Source organism: Psychromonas sp. Urea-02u-13 (assembly GCF_002835995.1).
Lineage (GTDB): Bacteria > Pseudomonadota > Gammaproteobacteria > Enterobacterales > Psychromonadaceae > Psychromonas.
The window spans coordinates 1-20,930 of record NZ_PJBZ01000070.1; the positions used below are offsets into that span (position 1 = coordinate 1).

General features: G+C 38.7%; 24 protein-coding genes. 13 read left to right on the forward strand and 11 right to left on the reverse strand.

Going from position 1 to position 20,930, the window contains the following annotated elements; genetic code table 11:
• Window positions 1-14: 14 nt before the first annotated feature.
• Complete coding sequence (locus CXF74_RS13640) at window positions 15-473, reverse strand: DUF721 domain-containing protein (protein ID WP_101083095.1); 459 nt, start codon at window positions 471-473, stop codon at window positions 15-17.
• Between the two features lie 27 nt (window positions 474-500).
• Here CXF74_RS13640 and CXF74_RS13645 point away from each other — a divergent pair, with 27 nt between their 5' ends.
• From CXF74_RS13645 to CXF74_RS13660, 4 genes are all read left to right on the forward strand, one after another.
• On the forward strand, window positions 501-1,424 hold the full coding sequence (locus CXF74_RS13645) for a M23 family metallopeptidase (protein ID WP_101083096.1): 924 nt from the start codon (window positions 501-503) through the stop codon (window positions 1,422-1,424).
• Between the two features lie 41 nt (window positions 1,425-1,465).
• Window positions 1,466-4,183 carry a preprotein translocase subunit SecA gene (gene secA, locus CXF74_RS13650; RefSeq protein WP_101083097.1) on the forward strand — a complete coding sequence of 906 codons (2,718 nt, stop codon included), beginning with the start codon at window positions 1,466-1,468 and terminating at the stop codon, window positions 4,181-4,183.
• A 74-nt stretch (window positions 4,184-4,257) separates the two neighbouring features.
• On the forward strand, window positions 4,258-4,638 hold the full coding sequence (gene mutT / locus CXF74_RS13655) for an 8-oxo-dGTP diphosphatase MutT (protein ID WP_101083098.1): 381 nt from the start codon (window positions 4,258-4,260) through the stop codon (window positions 4,636-4,638).
• 14 nt (window positions 4,639-4,652) lie between these two features.
• Window positions 4,653-4,889: a hypothetical protein gene (locus CXF74_RS13660; RefSeq protein WP_101083099.1), complete on the forward strand. Its 237-nt coding sequence runs from the start codon at window positions 4,653-4,655 to the stop codon at window positions 4,887-4,889.
• Here the strand turns inward: CXF74_RS13660 and CXF74_RS13665 are convergent.
• Together CXF74_RS13665 and nadC are read right to left on the reverse strand one after the other, a co-directional pair.
• Window positions 4,873-5,703: a DNA ligase gene (locus CXF74_RS13665; RefSeq protein WP_101083100.1), complete on the reverse strand. Its 831-nt coding sequence runs from the start codon at window positions 5,701-5,703 to the stop codon at window positions 4,873-4,875. The two genes, CXF74_RS13660 and CXF74_RS13665, sit on opposite strands and share 17 nt — an antisense overlap.
• Window positions 5,704-5,776: 73 nt before the next feature.
• Window positions 5,777-6,628: a carboxylating nicotinate-nucleotide diphosphorylase gene (gene nadC / locus CXF74_RS13670; protein ID WP_101083101.1), complete on the reverse strand. Its 852-nt coding sequence runs from the start codon at window positions 6,626-6,628 to the stop codon at window positions 5,777-5,779.
• A gap of 110 nt (window positions 6,629-6,738) precedes the next feature.
• Between nadC and coaE the strand changes: the two genes are divergently transcribed.
• Genes coaE through CXF74_RS13690 form a run of 4 tightly spaced genes read left to right on the forward strand, consistent with a single transcriptional unit; the run spans window position 6,739 to window position 8,692 of the window.
• Window positions 6,739-7,332 carry a dephospho-CoA kinase gene (gene coaE, locus CXF74_RS13675; protein WP_101083102.1) on the forward strand — a complete coding sequence of 198 codons (594 nt, stop codon included), beginning with the start codon at window positions 6,739-6,741 and terminating at the stop codon, window positions 7,330-7,332.
• A 26-nt stretch (window positions 7,333-7,358) separates the two neighbouring features.
• On the forward strand, window positions 7,359-8,099 hold the full coding sequence (zapD, locus tag CXF74_RS13680; RefSeq protein ID WP_232772524.1) for a cell division protein ZapD: 741 nt from the start codon (window positions 7,359-7,361) through the stop codon (window positions 8,097-8,099).
• 18 nt (window positions 8,100-8,117) lie between these two features.
• The gene (gene yacG, locus CXF74_RS13685) at window positions 8,118-8,306 is read left to right on the forward strand and encodes a DNA gyrase inhibitor YacG (protein ID WP_101083103.1); all 189 of its coding nucleotides are present in this window, start codon (window positions 8,118-8,120) and stop codon (window positions 8,304-8,306) included.
• A 41-nt stretch (window positions 8,307-8,347) separates the two neighbouring features.
• Entirely contained in the window at window positions 8,348-8,692 is a 345-nt protein-coding gene (locus tag CXF74_RS13690; RefSeq protein ID WP_101083104.1) for a HopJ type III effector protein, read from the forward strand.
• Between the two features lie 48 nt (window positions 8,693-8,740).
• Here CXF74_RS13690 and CXF74_RS13695 read toward each other — a convergent pair whose 3' ends face one another.
• On the reverse strand, window positions 8,741-9,193 hold the full coding sequence (locus CXF74_RS13695) for an Lrp/AsnC family transcriptional regulator (protein ID WP_101083105.1): 453 nt from the start codon (window positions 9,191-9,193) through the stop codon (window positions 8,741-8,743).
• 148 nt (window positions 9,194-9,341) lie between these two features.
• Here CXF74_RS13695 and CXF74_RS13700 point away from each other — a divergent pair, with 148 nt between their 5' ends.
• Together CXF74_RS13700 and CXF74_RS13705 are read left to right on the forward strand one after the other, a co-directional pair.
• Window positions 9,342-10,361, forward strand: a complete 1,020-nt coding sequence (locus CXF74_RS13700) for a PLP-dependent cysteine synthase family protein (protein WP_101083106.1) — start codon at window positions 9,342-9,344, stop codon at window positions 10,359-10,361.
• Window positions 10,362-10,367: 6 nt separating this feature from the next.
• Window positions 10,368-11,399 carry an endonuclease/exonuclease/phosphatase family protein gene (locus tag CXF74_RS13705; protein WP_101083107.1) on the forward strand — a complete coding sequence of 344 codons (1,032 nt, stop codon included), beginning with the start codon at window positions 10,368-10,370 and terminating at the stop codon, window positions 11,397-11,399.
• Between the two features lie 288 nt (window positions 11,400-11,687).
• On the opposite strand, the gene CXF74_RS13710 is transcribed toward CXF74_RS13705, so the two are convergent.
• The 5 genes from CXF74_RS13710 to CXF74_RS13730 form a co-directional block, all read right to left on the reverse strand.
• The gene (locus CXF74_RS13710; RefSeq protein ID WP_101083108.1) at window positions 11,688-13,697 is read right to left on the reverse strand and encodes a methyl-accepting chemotaxis protein; all 2,010 of its coding nucleotides are present in this window, start codon (window positions 13,695-13,697) and stop codon (window positions 11,688-11,690) included.
• Between the two features lie 153 nt (window positions 13,698-13,850).
• A complete protein-coding gene (locus CXF74_RS13715) occupies window positions 13,851-14,420 on the reverse strand; it encodes a YceI family protein (protein WP_101083109.1) in 570 nt (189 codons plus the stop codon).
• 34 nt (window positions 14,421-14,454) lie between these two features.
• Window positions 14,455-14,982 carry a cytochrome b gene (locus CXF74_RS13720; protein ID WP_101083110.1) on the reverse strand — a complete coding sequence of 176 codons (528 nt, stop codon included), beginning with the start codon at window positions 14,980-14,982 and terminating at the stop codon, window positions 14,455-14,457.
• Window positions 14,983-15,099: 117 nt separating this feature from the next.
• On the reverse strand, window positions 15,100-15,732 hold the full coding sequence (locus CXF74_RS13725) for a glutathione S-transferase (RefSeq protein WP_101083111.1): 633 nt from the start codon (window positions 15,730-15,732) through the stop codon (window positions 15,100-15,102).
• Between the two features lie 154 nt (window positions 15,733-15,886).
• On the reverse strand, window positions 15,887-16,525 hold the full coding sequence (locus tag CXF74_RS13730) for a cation transporter (protein WP_101083112.1): 639 nt from the start codon (window positions 16,523-16,525) through the stop codon (window positions 15,887-15,889).
• A gap of 177 nt (window positions 16,526-16,702) precedes the next feature.
• Here CXF74_RS13730 and CXF74_RS13735 point away from each other — a divergent pair, with 177 nt between their 5' ends.
• Window positions 16,703-17,113, forward strand: coding sequence for a MerR family transcriptional regulator (locus CXF74_RS13735; protein WP_101083113.1), 411 nt, complete (start codon window positions 16,703-16,705; stop codon window positions 17,111-17,113).
• Between the two features lie 83 nt (window positions 17,114-17,196).
• Window positions 17,197-18,681 (forward strand): alanine/glycine:cation symporter family protein, encoded by a 1,485-nt coding sequence (locus tag CXF74_RS13740; RefSeq protein WP_101083171.1) that lies wholly within the window; start codon window positions 17,197-17,199, stop codon window positions 18,679-18,681.
• A gap of 71 nt (window positions 18,682-18,752) precedes the next feature.
• Here the strand turns inward: CXF74_RS13740 and CXF74_RS13745 are convergent, their stop codons facing one another.
• Window positions 18,753-19,634 (reverse strand): chemotaxis protein, encoded by an 882-nt coding sequence (locus tag CXF74_RS13745; RefSeq protein WP_101083114.1) that lies wholly within the window; start codon window positions 19,632-19,634, stop codon window positions 18,753-18,755.
• A gap of 95 nt (window positions 19,635-19,729) precedes the next feature.
• Here CXF74_RS13745 and CXF74_RS13750 point away from each other — a divergent pair, with 95 nt between their 5' ends.
• On the forward strand, window positions 19,730-20,026 hold the full coding sequence (locus tag CXF74_RS13750) for a DUF1244 domain-containing protein (RefSeq protein ID WP_101083115.1): 297 nt from the start codon (window positions 19,730-19,732) through the stop codon (window positions 20,024-20,026).
• An 11-nt stretch (window positions 20,027-20,037) separates the two neighbouring features.
• Here CXF74_RS13750 and CXF74_RS13755 read toward each other — a convergent pair whose 3' ends face one another.
• Entirely contained in the window at window positions 20,038-20,829 is a 792-nt protein-coding gene (locus CXF74_RS13755; RefSeq protein WP_101083116.1) for a class I SAM-dependent methyltransferase, read from the reverse strand.
• Window positions 20,830-20,930: the final 101 nt, after the last annotated feature.

Genomic DNA, 20,930 nt, shown 5'->3' on the forward strand with positions numbered 1-20,930 from the left:
GAAAAATAGTCTCGTTAGCTCTTTTTTTGTGAGAAGAGGGCCAGTGATTGTAGTGCTTTTTTAAGTGCGGGGTCGGCATCATCCGCCATGGCTAAAAAGCTATCGGCTACATCTTCTGACATTTTAGTTGCGCGTATCTTAGGTCTTTTTTTAGCTTTACTAACAACACTTTTATCTATTTCGAGGCGCGGGTTCACTTTAATATTTATTTTTAATAAACCCGGTGAAGCCTGGCGTAATATGCTAAGTAAGTCATTACGCATAAATTGTAAGCGCATCATCCAATTTGCGTTGGGAATTTCTATAAGCAAGCTCCCATTTTGTAAATTTCCTACACGACAGCCTTTGATATTATGTTGTTTCAAAAAGCTTTGTAGTAAACTATCCAACTTCGTGAATAGGGGCAGGTCATACTGCAGTCCGCTTTTTTTGAGCAACTGCGCAACAGGTTTGGGCTGGCGTCTTCTATTCATTTATATTATCAACAGTGAATTCATATTATGAGTATAACGGTAATCTATTCAAGAGAGGAAAAAGATCATACTTTTTCTTTAACAAAAAACAGGTTTTTGTTAATTCCTTTTTTGTTTATTATTCTCTTCACGACTAGTACTTGGTTTATTCAATCACACTATAAAAATCAACTGGCACAATTTAAAATTACTGCGCTTAATGAGCATGATATAAGCAAAGATAAATACTTGCAGCTTATTAAAATACAGAGCGATGAAAAGCTGATTGTACTGAGCAGTAAATTAGGAGAATTAGAGGCTAAAGTTAGTCGTTTGAATATGTTGGGTGAACGCCTCGTTGAAAAATCAAAACTGCCAAAAGAGGAGTTTGATTTTGAAACAATACCAGCGACAGGGAAAGTAGAAAAAGTGGCCTCTAATGATACTTTCCAGTCCTCACTTTTACTCCAGACTATTGAAAACATTGACCTACGTCTTATAAAAAAAGAAAAACAACTCACACGCCTTGAAATTGCACTTAACAATCGCCATCTGCTAGATGAGTCATTCATTTCTGGTAGACCAGTAAGAGGCAAGGGCTCTTGGATTTCATCGCTTTACGGTACACGTAAAGACCCTTTTTCAGGGAAACTAAGAAGTCATAAAGGTGTTGATATTGCAGGTCCTACAGGTATGCCATTAGTTGCAACGGCAGCCGGTGTTGTCATCGAATCCGGAAAAAGAGGGGGTTACGGACTGATGGTTGAGTTACATCATGGTAATGGGTTAGTAACACGTTATGCTCATGCTATTGAACTAACCGTTAAAGTAGGCGAGATTGTGAGCAAAGGGCAACAGGTTGCGGTAATGGGCAGTTCAGGACGCTCAACAGGACCACATATTCATTATGAAGTATTAAAAAATGGTCGGCAGGTAGATCCCGATTATTATATCCATCGCATAGCGGGTTAGGCTCGGTAAAAAATTTAATTTTAAACAATGAGAAAAGTAAAATGATCACACAGCTAATAACAAAAATAATAGGCAGTCGTAACGACCGTTACTTAAAGAAACTTCGTAAGGTCGTTGATGAGATTAATAAGCTAGAGCCTCAAATGGAGTCGCTTTCTGATATTGAATTAAAAGCTAAAACCGCTGAATTTAAACAGCGTGTTGAGTCTGGCGAAGATTTAGATTCGATTCTTGTAGAAGCTTTTGCTGTTGTACGTAGCGCATCGATTCGTGTTTTTGGTATGCGTCATTTTGATGTGCAGTTAATCGGTGGCATCATTTTAAATGAAAATAAAATTGCAGAAATGCGTACGGGTGAAGGTAAAACATTAACGGCAACATTACCCGCTTACCTAAATGCACTAACGGGTAAGGGCGTACACGTTATTACTGTGAATGATTACCTTGCAAAACGTGATGCAGAATGGAACGCACAATTATTTGAATTCTTAGGCCTAACGGTAGGTATTAATTTATCTGGTATGCAAGGTGAAGCAAAGCGCGATGCATATCAAGCCGATATTACTTACGGTACTAATAATGAGTTTGGTTTTGATTACCTACGTGACAACATGGCGTTTGAAGCATCACAGCGTGTAATGAAACCATTACACTATGCAATTGTCGATGAAGTTGATTCAATCTTAATTGATGAAGCACGTACACCGTTAATCATCTCGGGTCCTACTGATGGTGATGCACAACTTTACAACGAGCTAAATACGGTTATTCCAATGTTATTACTTCAGGATCAAGAAGACACTGAAGAGTACGTAGGAGAAGGCGATTACACGATTGATGAAAAGAGCAAACAAGTTCTTTTGACTGAGCGTGGACAAGAGAAAGTAGAACAAATTCTACAAGATCGTGGTCTATTAGCACAGGATCAATCGTTATATTCAGCATCAAGCATTAGCCTGTTACACCATGCAAATGCGGCACTTCGCGCACATACCTTATTTGAAAAAGATGTTGAATACATTGTGACAGAGCAAGGTGAAGTGGTTATTGTTGATGAGCACACTGGGCGTACAATGCCGGGTCGTCGCTGGTCTGAAGGTTTACATCAAGCGGTTGAAGCAAAAGAGGGCGTTGAAATTCAAAATGAAAACCAAACGCTTGCTTCAATTACGTTCCAAAACTTCTTCCGTTTATACGACAAACTATCGGGCATGACAGGTACTGCGGATACTGAAGCCTTTGAGTTCCAATCTATTTACAGCTTAGAAACAATTGTACTTCCAACCAATAAACCCATGGCTCGCCTTGATGGTGGTGATCTTGTTTATTTAACTGAAAAAGAAAAATACCAAGCAATTATTAAAGATATCCAAGATCGCCTTGAACGTCGTCAACCTGTGCTAATTGGTACAGTATCGATTGAAAACTCTGAGCTTTTATCAAAATTAATGACTGAAGCAAAAATAAAACACAGTGTTTTAAATGCGAAATTCCATGAAAAAGAAGCGGATATTATTGCACAAGCCGGTGCATTAGGCTCAGTGACTATCGCAACCAATATGGCCGGTCGTGGTACAGATATTGTGTTAGGCGGTAATCTACAAGCGCGTCTTGAAAAATTAGGTGCCCTGACTGACGCTCAAAAAGAAGCTGAAACGTTAACATGGCAATCAGAGCATAAAATGGTACTAGAGGCCGGTGGTTTATATATCATCGGTACTGAACGCCATGAATCTCGTCGTATTGATAATCAGCTACGTGGTCGTGCTGGTCGTCAAGGTGATGCAGGTGAAAGTCGTTTTTACTTATCAATGGAAGATTCTTTGATGCGTATTTTTGCATCTGAAAAAGTATCTAACATGATGAAAAAATTAGGCATGGAAGATGGCGAAGCGATAGAGCATCCTTGGGTGACACGTGCGATTGAAAATGCACAACGTAAAGTTGAAGGCCGTAACTTTGATATGCGTAAATCATTACTTGATTTTGATGACGTGGCGAATGATCAACGTAAAGTTGTTTATCAGCAACGTAACGGTGTCATGGACAGTGAAGAGATTACAGAAACGATTGATGGAATCTGGGATGACGTGTTTAACGATTGTGTTGATCAATACGTACCACAACAATCATTAACAGAACAGTGGGATTTAGAAGCGTTAGAGCGCAAACTAAAATCTGAATTCTTAATCGAATTACCGGTTCAGCAATGGTTAATCGATGATGCCAATCTTCAAGAAGAAACGATTCGCGATAATATTTTAACGCATGCTAAAGAATCTTATGCCGCTAAAAAAGAACAAGTGGGTACTGAGATTATTTCAGGTTTTGAAAAATCAGTCATGTTGCAAACTATTGACACTCTCTGGAAAGAACACTTAGCGTCAATGGATCATTTGCGTCAAGGTATTCATCTACGTGGTTACGCGCAGAAAGATCCAAAGCAAGAATATAAGCGTGAATCTTACGAGATGTTCCTAGAGATGTTAGACAACTTAAAACAGGATGTTGTGACGATTCTTTCTAAGGTACAAGTTCAAAGCAAAGAAGAAGTGGAAGCAATCGCAGAACAGCGTCGTCTTGCAGATGAAAAAGCGAAACTAGAAATGCAACACGCTGGTGCTTCAAATGGTGAAGCAGTATCAAACGATCACGATGACCCGTTTGTTCGTGAAGAGCGAAAAGTTGGACGTAATGAGCCTTGCCCATGTGGTTCAGGTAAAAAGTTCAAGCAATGCCACGGTAAATTAAGCGTTTAAAGATTAATGACCGACAGAAAAAATGGTTCTTTTGAGCCATTTTTTTTGCTTAAAAAGTGAGATAACGAGATTCTATGAAAATTATTAATATTAGTATTGCGATTGTTAAAAAAAATGATCAAAGCTACTTAATCGCATTAAGACCATCAGACAGTCATCAAGGCGGTAAGTGGGAGTTCCCTGGCGGAAAAGTAGAAGAAAATGAAACTCCTGAAGAGGCAATGTTACGTGAATTGCATGAAGAGGTTGGGTTAGTTGCTACTGACTATACACTTTTTGAGAAGCTGTTCTTCGATTATGGCGACAAGCAATTAAATCTACATTTTTATCTTGTCACAAAATTTACGGGAGAGGCATTTGGAAAAGAGGGTCAACCGATTAAATGGGTATCTCATAAAGCATTAGAGAGTTATGATTTTCCTGAAGCAAATAAAACGGTGATTGCTAAACTATAAGAAAAGGAGGCGATATGAGCAATATTATCTACTTTTCTGAACATCATGATGCATTTCAAAAAATTGTACCTCTATTAACAGAGATCTGTCTGTGTGCGGAACTGACAGAGACGATGACCGCTGAAGTGATTGTTGAATATAGAGTTTATTACCAACAGCTATCTGCAATGGGCAATACACAAGACTCAGTTAAACCCCTTAATCATGCCTGCCATATCATTCTGGGTTTATTGATTAAGGCGCGTTTATAACCCGAAGACGTAAATAAGAGGTAAAACGCGGGACGCCATTTTTGGTGAAACCAATGTATTGGTAGGTAATAGTCGTGCCTATCGCAGGAGGATTATCTCGCTCCTCATCGGTAAAACCCGTGCCTATTTTAAAGCTAACGCCTTGTGCATTTTTAACTAACAAGGCGCCCATTCTTCCTTTATGTTTACCTTTGCCTGCGGTGTAACCTAACACGACGGCTTCTGCATCGTCATAACGCTTCAGTTTCATTAAGTCTTGATTACGTTTCACTTGGTAATAGGCGTTGATATGGTGAAGCATCAAACCTTCTCCTCCACCTTCGATGACCTTATCCAGTTTTATTTGTAATGCCTGGTGACTGGTGAATTTTTGCTGATGAATCATCTTTAAATAAGGGGAAGGGCTGTTATTAACGAATTTTTCCATTATCGTTAAGCGCTGTGTAAAAGCGGCTAAAGAACTAGGTAAGTCAAAAATCATAAACGAGATTTTTTTCCAGTCTTGCTCGCCCCCTTTTTGTGTACGCACAATGCCTGATACTTGCTCAAATGTCCCTCTTGCTATCCATAATTCACCATCAAGGGCGATATTAGGAAAGTCTTTAGTGAACCACTTAGGGGCGGGGAATACATTGCCTTGGCGTGAAATGAGATGTTGTCCATTCCAATACGCGCGCACGCCATCGAGTTTTTCACTGACCCAGTAATGGTTAACAATAATGTCTTGGTGATATTTTGTAGCGAGTTGTATCGGTGGGTTATTAGCGTGTAATAAAGGTGTAAAAAAAAGTACAAATAATAAGATAAATGGCATAAAAACTCCCTAGTCTGTACTCAGTCTAGGGCGTTTTATAAAGTCTGCAAACGTATACCAATTACAATTGCTGCTAATCAACAAATCGCATTGATAAGTCAACGGCATTAACATGTTTTGTTAATGCGCCGACAGAAATGTAATCAACACCTGTGCTTGCATAACTTAAAATGGTACTGGTCGTGACATTACCAGAAACTTCTAAATCCGCCGTATGTTCATTGTTGCGGTTTATCTCTACCGCTTCAATCATCATTGGCACGGTAAAGTTATCTAACATGACACGTTGTGCACCCGCATCAAGGGCTTGTTTTAGCTCATCAATACTTTCAACTTCCACTTCCACCCAACGTTCTGGATGTTGCTGGTTTGCCATATCAATCGCTTGTTTAATACCGCCACAGGCTAAAATATGGTTTTCTTTAATAAGGTAAGCATCAAACAAACCTAAGCGATGATTGAAACCACCACCACATAATACCGCGTATTTAGAGGCATTACGTAAACCAGGTAATGTTTTACGTGTATCAAGAAGTTTACAGTTGGTATCGCGAATTAAGTCCATGTATTGTTTTACACGTGTCGAGATACCAGAAAGTGTTTGAATAAAGTTAAGCGCACTGCGTTCGCCAGTCAGTAACGTGCGAGCACAGCCTTCAAGGGAAAATAAAGTGCTGTTCGCTTTAACAAAATCACCGTCTTTGACGTACCAAGTGATTGTTACACTATCACCGAGTTGTCTAAATACTTCCTGCGTCCATGCTTGCCCACAAAAAATTGCATCTTCACGGGTAATAACAATCGCTTTGGCTTGTTTATCTTCAGGGATTAAATTGGCGGTAATATCACCCTCTGATGGTGATAAACCATTTAAATCTTCATGCAGAGCAATTTTAACACTTTGTGCAATTTCTTCTTCAACCATGATTTTGTTTCCACGCTGTCTAAAAAATAATAAAAATTAATTTTAGCATGAAGTTAAGATTTAATAACATAACTCTTATAAAATGGTTAAAACAAATTTAAGGAAAGTCGATGAGTTTAATCATAGGGTTAACGGGCGGAATAGGCAGCGGTAAATCAACCGTTTCAAGATTTTTTAGTCAACTGGGCATTGAAGTGGTTGATGCTGATGTTGTTGCGCGTTTGGTGGTCAAAAAAGGACAGCCAAGTCTGGCAAAAATCAGTGATTATTTTGGCTTGGATATTCTCGATAAGGGCGAGTTAAATCGGTCTAAACTGCGTGAGATTATTTTCAACGATGAAAGTAAAAAAGACTGGTTAAATAACTTATTACACCCCATTATTCGAAAGCAGATGTTAATGCAGTTGAAAGCAGCAAAAGGTGAATATGTATTATTAGAAGCGCCTTTATTGTTTGAGAATAACTTAACTGCTTATTGCGATTATGTGATTGTGGTGGATATTAATGAAAGTCTACAGATAGAGCGTGCAAGCGCGCGCGATAATAGTTGTCGTGATACCATAAAATCCATTATGGCAAGCCAAATTGGCCGGGTACAACGTTTAGAAAAAGCCGATTTTGTTATTGATAACGGCGATATTTCACTGCAACAGTTAGAAAGTTCGGTAATAGCTTTAGATAAACAACTTCGGGCGTTACAATAGCCAGTAATCGAAGGAATGAGATAAAAATGACTAATATGATCACTTTTGAATACCCGTTAAATGAAAAAATGCGTAGTTATTTACGTTTTGAATTTCTCTTCTTACAGCTAATAAAAAGTAAACAGTTCACGCATGAAAGTGATGCCACTGTGTTCTTTAAAGCATTATTTGAGTTATTAGAGCTGAGTGAACGCTGTGATATCCGACATGATTTAATTAAAGATTTACGCGAACTCGCGCTACAAACCAAAGCATGGCTACAGCACGATGAAGTTGATCAACAAGCAGTCTCTGATTTGTTAACAGAAATTGAGCGCCTAATCGAAGCGGTGATCGCAATGCCTAAACAATTGCGTTATTTTAAAACAAACCGTTTTTTAACGTCATTAAAACAACGCTTTTGTATTCCAAGCGGGAGCTGTAATTTTGATTTACCACAATATCATTTTTGGCTTGCGGAAGGTCCTAAAAAGCAAAGTAAAGACGCCGATGTATGGTTAGCCCATTTCGATGGATTACAAAAAGCGCTGATTCTATTTTTAAAAATTAAACGCTCACAGGGAACGTCCTCAAAAAAAGTTGCTGTGAATGGTTTTTATCAAGGTGTTGTTGAAAATAGCTGCTTTGTCAGTATTGAACTTGATACTTCATTTGCGGTTTATCCCATGATAAGTGGCCATAAAGATAGATACTCTATTCGTTTCATGAGTACTGATATAGAAAATCATCTCTCTGAAAATATAAATTTTAAACAGATTTGCTGTTAGATAAGCAGAGGAATAAAAATGAAAGTAAATTGTCCTACTTGTAAAAAAGAAGTGGAATGGGTAAAAGAAAGCCTACACCGTCCGTTTTGTAGTAAGCGTTGTCAACTTATCGATTTAGGTGAGTGGGCTGACGAAGAGAAACGTATCAAAGGTGATGAGGTTAGTGCTGAAAACCTACCAAAGGACAATACTATCTATTTTGATTAGATAGCAATATTAAAACAAGACAAAAACAATAGGGAAATACGATGTTAATAAACACTTTTTTAGATAAATTAAAAACAGTACCTGAATCGGTTGAATTTACAGAGACCATGGCGACGATTGAAGCAAACTACCATTTCTCAGAAAGTGCATTTAGCAATGGGAAACAGGAAAATGAAGCGGGTCAAAACTCAGGTTCATGTAAGCTGTTTTCTTTTGCCTCATTACAAAAGCTAACAGAGCAACAAACCTTAGCGTGTTTTGGTATTTATTACCGTAACGATGTATTACAGCATCCTCAAAATGATGATCATCAAAACATCCGTCAGTTTATGCTTAATGGTTGGTCTGGTATTACCTTTTCTACGCCGGCTTTAGCTGCTAAATAGTCGCTGTCATTACTTTATCTCTAATAAAACAGACATAGTGTTGTTTTATTAGAGTGGTAATTCGGTAGTATATTTAAGTTGCTCCATGGCAAAACTAGAGTTCACATCGGTTAAACCACTGACATTGTTGACTAAAGTTTTGTAAAACTGATCATAACTACGCATATCTTTCACTAATACCTTGAGCATGTAATCATATTCGCCTGCCATACGGTAAAACTCCATCACCTGTGAAAAGCCCTTTACCTGTAATACAAAATGCTCGAACCAAGCTTCAGAGTGCTGTTGAGTTTTAATCTGCACAAAAGCAATCAGCTCTAAACCGACTTTATCTGCATCTAATAAAGCAACCCGTTGTTTTATCATGCCTTGATTTTCTAAGCGCTTAATTCTATTCCAGCAGGGAGTTGTTGTTAAATTTAATTTATCGGCCAGTTGCTGCAAAGGTAATGAGCAATCTTGCTGTAATAATTTCAAAATATGCTTGTCTATTTTATCCACATGAAACTCCGATCAGATTAAATTTCTACTTATACGCCTAAATTTAAGGAAATTTTTCTATTTAATCAATGATTTTAAGTAATATAAGATAAAAATTCTCTGTGTTGTTATTTATACTTAGTAAAACTATCAAAAGGAATAGATCAATATGAATAATGAAAGAGCGTGGGTTAATGATGCGATTGCACTGATTAAAGCCGATTATCAACGCAGTGCAGATACACATTTGATTAAGGTTGCCTTACCGGAATTTTCAGGCATCGATATCTACTTAAAAGATGAAAGTACGCATCCAACGGGTAGTTTAAAGCATCGTCTGGCGCGCTCGCTCTTTTTGTATGCCTTGTGTAATGGCAATATTAATGAGAACACTACAATTATTGAAGCCTCTTCAGGCAGTACTGCTATTTCAGAAGCCTATTTCTCGCGTTTATTAGGGCTTAGATTTATTGCCGTGATGGCTAAAAGTATCAGCCCTGAAAAAATAACATTGATTAAAAACTATGGTGGAGAATGCCACCTCGTTGAGTCTACCGACATGATTTACGCACAATCGGAACACTTAGCAAAAGAGCTTAATGGTTACTATATGGACCAATTTACCTATGCGGAGCGTGCGACCGATTGGCGTGGTAATAATAATATTGCAGAATCTATTTTTAAGCAGATGTCGCTCGAAGCATATCCTGTTCCTAAATATGTGGTTGTAAGCGCTGGTACAGGCGGCACTAGTGCAACGATTGGTCGCTATATCCGTTATAACCAATTGAGCTGCGATTTAGTCGTGACCGACCCGCAACATTCTGTGTTTAATGAATATTATAAAACCGGTAATAAAGCATTATGTTCCTCTCAAAGTAGCCGAATAGAGGGTATTGGTCGCCCGCGTGTTGAACCATCCTTTATTGCTTCTTTAATCGATCGAATGATTAAAGTTCCCGATAGTGAATCAGTGGATGCGATGTTGTGGTTAGAAACCATTTTGGGACGCAAAGTTGGCCCGAGCACAGGCACTAATATGGTGGGTGTATTACAACTTGCGCGAGAAATGCAGGCGAAGGGAGAAAAGGGATCGATTGTGACGTTGCTCTGTGATCGTGGCGATCGTTATTTAGATAGTTATTATTGCGCCGAGTGGGTTAAACTCCACATCACTGATACTCCCTAGAAGAAAATGACATTGGAAATCGCAAATAGCATATTAAAAATAGCTACTTTTAACCTCTTGAACTACCTTGAGCCACCTTTTGCGTGTTACGAATTCGATCGTATTTTAAGTGCTGAACAATGGCAAAAAAAGCAAAAGTGGATCACTGATTACCTCAATGAATCCCAAGCCGATGTCATTGGTTTTCAAGAGGTATTTAGCCCTGAATCGCTCAAGGAACTGGTTAAAGCCGCGGGATATGATTATTTCGCTGTGGTTGATGAATGTACTGTGGTTGATGACTTTATTTGTTATTCCCCGGTCGTTGCGATTGCCTCGCGTTATCCTATTACCGATGTTTATGCCGTTGAATTTGATCAAACTCTTGCAGGTGAAATGGGGCTGGCTGAGGACTTTTCTTTTAGCCGAAAAATATTACGTGCAACGATCGACTTGCCACATATCGGTGAGTGTGACTGTTATGTCGTGCATTTCAAGTCTAAGAGAGCACTTTTTGAACATGCTGAAGAAGCGCAGTTATCCGGTGAAGAAAACATTATTGAATCGTTAAAAGCGAATGTTGCTGGCGGATGGGGCTCTACAATACAACGTGGTAGCGAAGCAACGCTATTGATGGTTGAGATGATAAAACGTAAAGCTGAAACGGCTAAACCGATGTTATTAATGGGTGACTTTAACAACAGTTTAAGTGACGGTGTATTAACCCAACTAGTCACGGATAATCTTAGGTTTGTTTCTCAAATTGATAAAAATGCATTCTTAGAAAAGTATTGTTTACAGGATGTGTGGAATCTATTTCAAGACAGCGATAACTTTGCCGGGCAATTACGTGAACCTACTCATTACTTTGGTGAAACAAGCTCTGTATTGGATCACATACTTGTCTCCTGTGAGTTTGATGCTAAATACAATAAAAGTACATTTTCGGTGAGCCATTATGAAACCTATGATCGCCACCTAATCAATCCTATTTTTGAAAGAGATGGTCAAAGTACCGATCATGGTATTGTCTTGGTTACGCTGCAATTACGTGGTTAATATTTTGTAACTACTCAGGGCGTCGCTATTTAAGGTCTGTTCAGGTAAAGCTTCAGTTATCTTGCGATAACCGTGTTGAAAATGCTCATAAATTTATCGGGAATAAATTTGAACATCCGTAGGTTGGCCCGAAGGGCGTAGTACAGGATGTACGAAGTATTTAAACGACTAAACTGCGCTTTTTCGCCTTGAACTAAGCATAAATAGCTTAGTTCTGAGCCGTTACTGTCTATTTTTGTATCAAAAGCACACGTTTTAGCTGGGTGCTGAGTAGTTACAATATTTTTTCTAAAAAGCTGCGTGTTTAAATTCTGATTTCTTATCAAAGTAATCAAATATTTCCTGTAGCGTACTTTTCTGCTGTTCGCTAAGGGGACGGAAATGTACGCCATAATAAAAAATATCACCTTGTTGTTCATAGTGAACAACATCACCTAGTAAGTTAAAGCGTCTAATTTGACTGTCTGCTTCTCGACTGGGTAAATCAATAATAAAAGTAACCGCTGTTTGTTGATCAAAGACCACGGACTTCATTGATTTTAACTGCAAACCCGTGAGACTTAAATCCTGTGTTAACCCCTGTAAAGTATTTTCTGCCTGTTGAAGCGTGATGGTTAATTGATTAGCGATGCGTGGATAAAGGCGTTTATCGTTGCCTCTGCGTGTTCTATTTTCTTTCTCATCAAGCTTAAAGTCATGCGATAGCTGTTCAAGTTGCACTGATATCTTGTTTAAATCTCTTACAAATAAATTACTCGCCTCGGTTTTTTCACCACTTTCTTTTAATAAAGATAAGGTTTTTTCAAGCACGGTATGGGTTGTGCGTATTTGTAAGGCCTGCAGCTCATTTTGTTGCGTTAAGTTAAGCGAATGTTGCTGCTGTGAGTCGAGCTGTTGATATAAAGCGTTAACAAGGTGTGTGCCTTGTAAAAACTGTTGCTGTGATTGACTTAGCTGCTTGTCGGTTTCAGAAACAGAAACGGCTAAGTGGTTAAGTTGCTCTTTAAACTGTGTAACAAGGGGGGAGATAGCCGCGATATCAGTGGCCGTTATTGCCGAGTAATGCGCCACTTGGTTTGCCACTAGGGTGAACTGTTCACTCGCTTTGCCTGCATGGGTTGCATCTATGGTGGCTTTACTTGCTAATGCTTGTGTTTTAATCGCGATTGTTTCGATATTTTCTAATACATCATAAAGTTGCTGAGCATCTAGGCTCACAGTAGTAAGGCTTTCTGTATTGATATTATTGCATTGTTGCAGTGCTTTTATGCTATCGATAGCCATTTGTAATGATTGTTGATGGTGTGCAATTGTTTGTCGATTGATAACGTTGAAGTCAGCATGTTGTGCAAGCAAGTTAAGCTGTGCCGTATTTTGTTGCTCTAGGGTGTTTAATTGACCGAGTACATTTGTATGCTCGTTATATTGTAAATGATGCAAACTATTCATCTCTTCAGATAACTGTTTTGCCTGCGCTGAGGAGTGCACAATTTGTTGATTATGCTGTTGAATACTCAGCATCACTTCACTCAAAACAAGGCGCATTTCATCGGCCTGATAAAGTAAGGTGCCAAGTTCATCATGATGGGTTTCTGCAATGGGGTATGATTGTAAGTCACCTAAGCGTATGCGCGATGCGACGTTAGCAATGCCTTCTAAAGGTTGAATAATGTTACGTGCGATTAACCAAGCAAAAATTGACCCCATAATCAGAATAAATAACCAACTAAGTTGTAAGATTAACAAGCCTTGTCGCTCATTTTTATCACGTTGTAAGGTCAGTGAAGTGACTATGGTGTTTAGTTTTTCACGCAATCGATTGCTTAAATGGTGGAAAATAGTGAGTTGTTCAATATTAATTATTTCTAATGGTAGGTTTTGGCTTGCGCTTTGTAAGTCTTTCCACAGCTTTTGGCTGCTTTTAATCTCTTCTCTAATTATTTCATTGCTGATTGCTTCATGATAAAGACTGTTTTTCATCGAGAAATCGATATACGTTTTACCGCCATAAAGCATCGCTTTTAGGTTTTGTTCAAAAAGAAATTGGTTCTTTTTTATTTCGTTGGTACTGGTTTTTTCACCGCTAATAATGGTCTGTTGTCGAGCAAAGAAAAAAGCATTAATAAATTGCTCAACGACTAAATGCTGTTGTTGTGCAACCTCAATTTTCATGTTGTTTTGTTTGTGTTGATTGGCATCACTGATAGTACTAATAACGAGGTAACTAACGGAGATTAGGAGAAAGAAGAGTAAACTGGCGAGTTTTTGCTTAATTGAAAAAAAGTTTAACCATTGCATAATATCTAACGTTATCTCTATTGTAATCGATGAACCATGGTATCAAATTTGCGTCAAGAGAGAACTAACGTGGGATAGAAAAGGGAAGTAAAGCGTAATTTATAGCTAACGGAGAGTAAGTTGCGCTAAGTTTACCCTAGCGCAATGGTTTATTTACTGTTTAACACCTTCAACTTGAAGGTTCATATCAACATAACTTGATGCACCCATTACTTTGATACCAAAGTCTTTTAATTCTAAGCGTGTTGTTGCTTCAAAACCTGCACGGTAACCACCCCATGGATCTGTCCCTTCACCAATAAACTGTGCGTCTAGGGTAATGTTCTTAGTCACGCCGTGTAATGTTAAGTCACCGCTGATTGCTAAGCCACCATCTGCTTTTTTAACCACTTTATTACTGACAAAAGTAGAGGTTGAGAATTTTCCTGCATTGATGAAATCATCGCTTTTAAGATGTTTATCACGCTCTGCATGATTTGAATCTAAGCTGCTTGTATCGATGCTAACAGATACTTTTGATGCTTCTATATTTTTTTCATCAAAGCTAAAGTCACCAGAAAAAGTATTAAATCGACCTTGAATAAAGCTATAACCTAAATGGCTTACTTTAAAGTTTACCGACGCATGTGCACCGTTTGTATCGATTTTATAATCTGCAGCATTAGCCATTGTTGGTAATGCAAACACAGATGCAAGTGTCGTAAGAAGTAATATTTTTTTCATTGTAATTCCTTTTTATTCATAATTAATAATCGTATTAGATCATTTTTTTAAGTGTATTGTCTTTATTAATAAAGTGGTGTTTAAGTGCAGCTGCTGCATGTAACAAGGCTAAAGCAATCAGAGTATAGGTGAGATAAAAATGTACATCACCAGCTATATCTTCTTGATTTTCAATAAAAGAACCTAACCCCGGCAGAGTAAAGAAGTTAAAAACCTCGATGCCTCGACCGTCAGCGGTTGAAATCATATAACCTGAAATAAAGGTCGCAAAAAGCAAGATATACATCACTATATGAGCGATTTTTGCGCCCAGCTTTTCCCAAGTTGCCCCTTCAATAGCGGGTGACTGTTGAAATTTTTTGTAAATAATACGTAGCACTGTCAGTGTAAAAAGTGTTAATCCTACCGACTTATGCCAATGCGGGCCTATTTTGTACCATTCACTGTAATAGGTTAAATCAACCATCCAATAACCAAGCGCAAATAACGTAAAAATAGTCACGGCAGAAAGCCAATGGATGATTTTTGCAACACGGCTATATTGTGATACAGATTGAGACATTTTTCCGCCTTTGTTAATTGATTGTTAATTCACTGTTAATTAATTTTCTATATTGTAATCAAGTTATAGAATAATCAAACAGATAGAAAGAGAATAGTTTGTTCAAAAAATTTGATGTTATGGAAAGGTATGCTCTGTTTGGCTGGTTAGCCAAGTTGGATACTTTTGCATTATCGATTTAAACAATGAAGCATTGATAAGCGAGTCGAGCCATTTTTGTAGATGAGGGTAGGGAGCTTGTTGAAACCATGTTTGATCAACGGCTGCAAACTGACGAATAAAGGGAAAAATAGCGATATCAGCAAGACTCAATTTTTCAGAAAACAGATAATCACTGTTAGCCAAACGCTGTTCTAACTGTATTAAAAAATCTTCACATTGTTCACGATAATAGCTTTCCTCGTACTCAGGAAAGCGATCTGCGTATTTGTAACGGTCAAGCCAGCCTTTAAACTCAAAGTCATTTTCATCAATCAAGGCTAACATCGCATGAATATTGCCTGATAACCACTGGTCGGGATCATTCAATGAAAGTGCCCAGCCCATAATGTCTAAGCTTTCATCTAATACTTCATCACTTTGCAAGGCTAATACCGGTACTGTGCCTTTAGAAGAGAGCGCAAGCATTTCAGCGGGTTTCTCTTTTAAGATGATCTCGCGTAATTGTACACTCTGACCACTATAGGCGATGGCAAGTCGAGCGCGCATTGCATAAGGACAACGGCGAAAAGAGTATAGGCAATGCTTCATAAATTTTCCTAGCAGGAGTTTAGGGAATAAAAATCATTGCCTTACAAATTATCCCTTGCTTGGGTAAGAAGCAAGGTTTTTCCACTTAACGTAATGACATTCATTCGATGCTTAAGTATTACGCAGGAAAAACCTATTAATTCAAAGCGCTCCGCTAATGATTGTCAGTGCTACTCACTGTCTGTTGCTGCGACTTTTCTAATTTTGCTTGTTTGATGATTTGTATTGCAGAGCTTAAAAATAAGCTAGCGAGTACAAATGCGACTAATAAGTCTGGTACTGCGCTATCGGTATACCAAACACCGGATGCAGCGACCAGTACGACTAAATTGCCGATAGCGTCATTACGGCTGCATAACCAAACTGAACGCACATTTGCATCACCGTCTTTATAGCGCATTAACAGTAATACGCTGATGACATTGGCTGCAAACGCAAGTAGAGCAATCGCGCCCATGGTTGTTGCATCAGGCATATTTAAAAAGAAGAAACGATACAGAGTAGAGCCAAATACCCACAATGCCATTAATAGCAAACTATAACCTTTAAAGAGGGCAACGTTACTGCGCAGTTGAAGAGACTTGCCGATGGCCCATAAACTGATGCCGTAGGTAAGCGTATCACCTAAAAAGTCTAATGCGTCGGCTTGTAATGCCTGTGATTGTGCGCCAATACCCGCGATCATCTCAACAAAAAACATGACACCATTAATTGCAATGACATACCATAATATACGTTTATATTTTTCACTCATCCCATCAAAGTGTGAGTGTCCACCACAACATCCGGCCATTTTCTTTCCTTAATTAAATAATTACATTAAAGTAAGTATAAAACCTCTAGTGACTAGAGGTTCAAGTGTTATTTGTAAAAAGTTTTATAGGCCATGATTTAAAGCTTAGATTCAAATAGTAAGTGTGGCCAAGGTATCAATCACTAACGTGTTAAATGTTTTAAAAGGGAAATCAAAATGGCGATATATAGCATTGGGCAATTAGCTAAAATAACATCGTGTAAAATTCCGACGATTCGTTATTACGAAGAGATTGATATTTTACCCGTGGCAGAGCGCAGTGAGGGTAATCAACGTCGTTATAACGACGTGCACTTGCAGCGCCTCAATTTTGTTAGGCATTGCCGCGCATTAGGTTTTAGCCTTGAAGAGATACGCCAACTGATTCATTTGCAAACCTGCCAGCAACACGCGCCCTACGAAGCACATGAGATAGCAAACAAACACTTACAAGACGTATTACAGAAAATAACGCAATTACAACTCTTAGCTGCAGAGCTACTTGAAGTCGTGCATTGCTGCTCTGAAGGTGAGCGACATAAATGCCAGATTTTAAACGTGCTCAACAAACCGTGCGCTAACAAGTAAAAAAGAGACTCATCTTTGCTTCTTATGAGTGGCAGTGATACCTTTTAAAACTATGTTTTAAAAATATTATTTGGAGTATGACCTTGCAATCTGTTGTTGATTTTTTAAATGGAATTATTTGGAGTCCTGCGCTGATCTATCTATGTTTAGCGGCGGGCCTTTTTTACTCAATTCAAACACGTTTTGTGCAGGTGCGCTTATTTCGTGAAATGTGGCGATTATTGTTGTCGGGGAAAAAATCTGAACACGGTATTTCCTCATTTCAAGCATTAGCAGTTTCACTGTCCGGTCGTGTGGGGACGGGTAATATTGCTGGTGTGGCTGCCGCTATCGGTTTTGGTGGTCCAGGCGCTGTTTTTTGGATGTGGGTGGTTGCATTTTTAGGTGCCGCAACGGCATATACAGAATCGACGTTAGCACAAATCTATAAAGAGGTGGATGACGGACAATACCGTGGTGGTCCCGCGTATTATATTGAAAAAGTTACCGGCCAAAAATGGTATGCCATTATTTTTGCACTGGCAACCATTGCTGCCTGCGGCTTGTTATTACCGGGTATTCAATCAAACAGTATCGGTAACGCCGTGGAACTGGCCTTTGGTTCGGGGGAGATGATAGATACGGGCATTGGCATTATTAGCGCAACCAAAATAGCCACTGCAGCGGGTATTGTATTATTACTCGGTTTTATCATTTTTGGTGGTGTGAAGCGTATCGCGAGTTTTACGCAATATGTTGTGCCGTTTATGGCATTGGCTTATATGATCATCGCCTGTGTGATTATTGCCTTACATATTACCGAGCTTCCTGGTATTTTTGCCATGATTATTGGTGATGCATTTACGCCGATGGCAGGTTTTGGTGCTGCAATCGGTTGGGGGGTTAAGCGTGGTGTTTATTCAAATGAAGCGGGTCAAGGTACTGGTCCTCATGCTGCAGCTGCCGCTGAAGTTGAACATCCTGCACAGCAAGGGTTAGTACAAGCATTCTCGGTTTATATCGACACCTTGTTTGTTTGTTCAGCGACTGCGTTTGTTATTTTAATTACTGGCGCTTATAACGTACATGGCGCGGGTGAAACCTTTTTAGTGCAAAATGTCGCTGCAGACATTGCCGCTAACAGCCCTGCATTTACACAGATGGCCGTTGAAAAAGTCTTACCGGGTGTCGGTAAACCGTTTATTGCACTGGCGTTATTCTTCTTCTCGTTTACGACTATTTTGGCTTATTATTATATTGCTGAAACCAATGTTGCTTACATTCGTCGCACCTTAAAAATGCCTAACTTTACCTTCATACTTAAACTGGCACTGATGATTGCAACATTCTACGGCACCATTAAAACCGCTAATTTAGCATGGGGACTTGGTGATGTTGGGGTTGGTCTCATGGCATGGTTAAATATTGTGGGTTTATTAATTATCTTCTTTATGGGAAGACCTGCGCTTAAAGCATTAAAAGATTATGAAGCACAGCGTAAAGAGAAAAAAGAAGTGTATACCTTTGACCCGCTAAAATTGGGCATTAAAAAGGCAACGTTCTGGGAAGATAAAATTAAAAACAAATAATGTATTAGTGGCAACAGCATTATTTTTTAGAAAATAGAGTGTTTAAGGGCTTGAATATTTCAAGCCTTTTTTTATGCCTTTGAAACGCCTTTTAGCATGGCATCAATGAGCGCTTGGGCAACAAATTTAGTTAATGCGTCATTAGCGCCAACTTGTTGTGCTCTATCAACACTCATTTCACTGGAAAGCGAGGTATGAAGAATGATATATGTATTCGCAATCTCTTTGATACTGCGCACTTCAAAGGTCAGTTCGTAACCATCTAAACCTGGCATTTCAATATCACTGACTAAAATGCTAATAGGATCATCTTTAGCTGCGCATTCCTGCATCACCTGTAATGCATCATTGCCGTTCTTACAGACTCTAAATGGCACATCGATACGTGTTAATGCGTTCTCGAGTTGTTTACGCGCGACAGCGGAGTCATCTACTAATAGAATGCTTTCATTTTGTAACAGGCCTTTTTGAACACCGGTTATCTCAACAGAATGATCGTCATTATCTGGGAATATTTGTGACAGTAGCAGTTCAATATCTAATAATTGAATAAGCTTCTCTTCAAAACGTGTAATGCCAGTAATGTAGGTTTTATGGCCTAATGAACTGGGTGGGGGATCAATGTTTTTCCAATTACACTCTATAATGCGCTCTATTTTACGGACTAAAAATCCCACGTGTTGACGGCTACAATCGGTAATAATAATCACACAGTTTGGCTTTTCTGCTTCACTAATCGGTGGGTAACCAACGGCAGCTGCCATATCGATAATGGAGAGCGTTTGACCTCGAATACTGGTTGCCCCGATGATATTACTATCGGCATTGGGCAATTGTGTTAAAGGCTGGTAGGGCACGATTTCTTGAATTTTAAGTGTACCAAGCGCAAAACTTTGCAATGCTGATAACTTAAAAAGTAATAAACCTTGTGATTGACTAGAGGTTGATTGCATAAAAAATCCGTATAATAAGTGTTAAGAAAAATTATAGATGTTCATTTAAAAATAGATGCTAACATATTGTTATTTTAACTCTTTTAGGAAAAGCTATGAGCCCAGAACAACAAACACAAATAGAAGCAGCTGCATTTCGTCGTTTATTAACACATCTTGATAGTCGCAAGGATGTACAAAATATCGAATTAATGAATTTAGCTGGTTTCTGCCGTAACTGCTTATCAAAGTGGATGATGGCAGAAGCTGGCGCATTAAATGTTGATCTTGATTCTGATCAAGCCAGAGAGTTAGTTTATAGTATGCCTTACGAGCAATGGAAAGTGAATCATCAGCTTCCAGCAACCGCTGAGCAACTCGCTGCTTTTGAAGCTATTCAAGCCGCTAAATAAACGCATGGGTATTATTCCGCTGTTATTTTAGCTAACCACTGTGCCTCAAATTGCATCATCTGTTGGTGCTTTTTACTGGCATTGTGTTCATTATTGTCGAGGCTGGTGGTGAAAGGCCCCGCTCGGCAAATAGTACAACAATCAGCATCCTGATAAACCGCCGCGTCTAATTCCATTTTTAATGAATGGTTTTCTTGTAAACTCCACACATAAGTCCTTCCCTGCGTATCGCGTACATGTTTATCTCTATCGACGTTACGTACTTTATAATCAGGAAAATGGTTAATATCAAAAAGTGAAGATCCTTGGAAATGGATATTGGTATGTTGATGTAATGCGTTCTCGATATTCCACTCTCGGTAGGGCTTTACATCCTTTGAAGTAATAAAGCACAGTTGTTCGCCATTTGGATCTAAAAAATAACGAAAAGCATTTTTCAAAAAGGTGCGTAATAAAGCACGATTAAGTGTATTAATGCTCACTGCTTCGCCATGGCCTTTATACTCATCAAAAGAGCGAAATGCAGGTAATAATGGAAACTGAAAAATAACCACATCAAACTGCTGCTTAGCCAGTGTTGACCAACTGCTTTCATCGGTAACATCAAAACCAAACAGTAAAGAAACATCATTATCTACAAGCTTAAGATAAGCATTATCAGCGTATTTGTTGGTCATCGTCTCTAGTGAGTCGTATACCGTGGCGGTCATATTACGTGGCTGATGATGTTTATACAGTGAATAGGAGAAAGACAGATCGCCATCACCTACGGTTAAAATTCGCCATTCTTTTTTGATAATCATCAGACCGTCTCATTCAATAAATTCTGCGCTAATTTAACACTTAATGAAGGGTTTACTAAGCATTAGTCCGAAATTTCACAGAGAAATAATAAAACGATTAT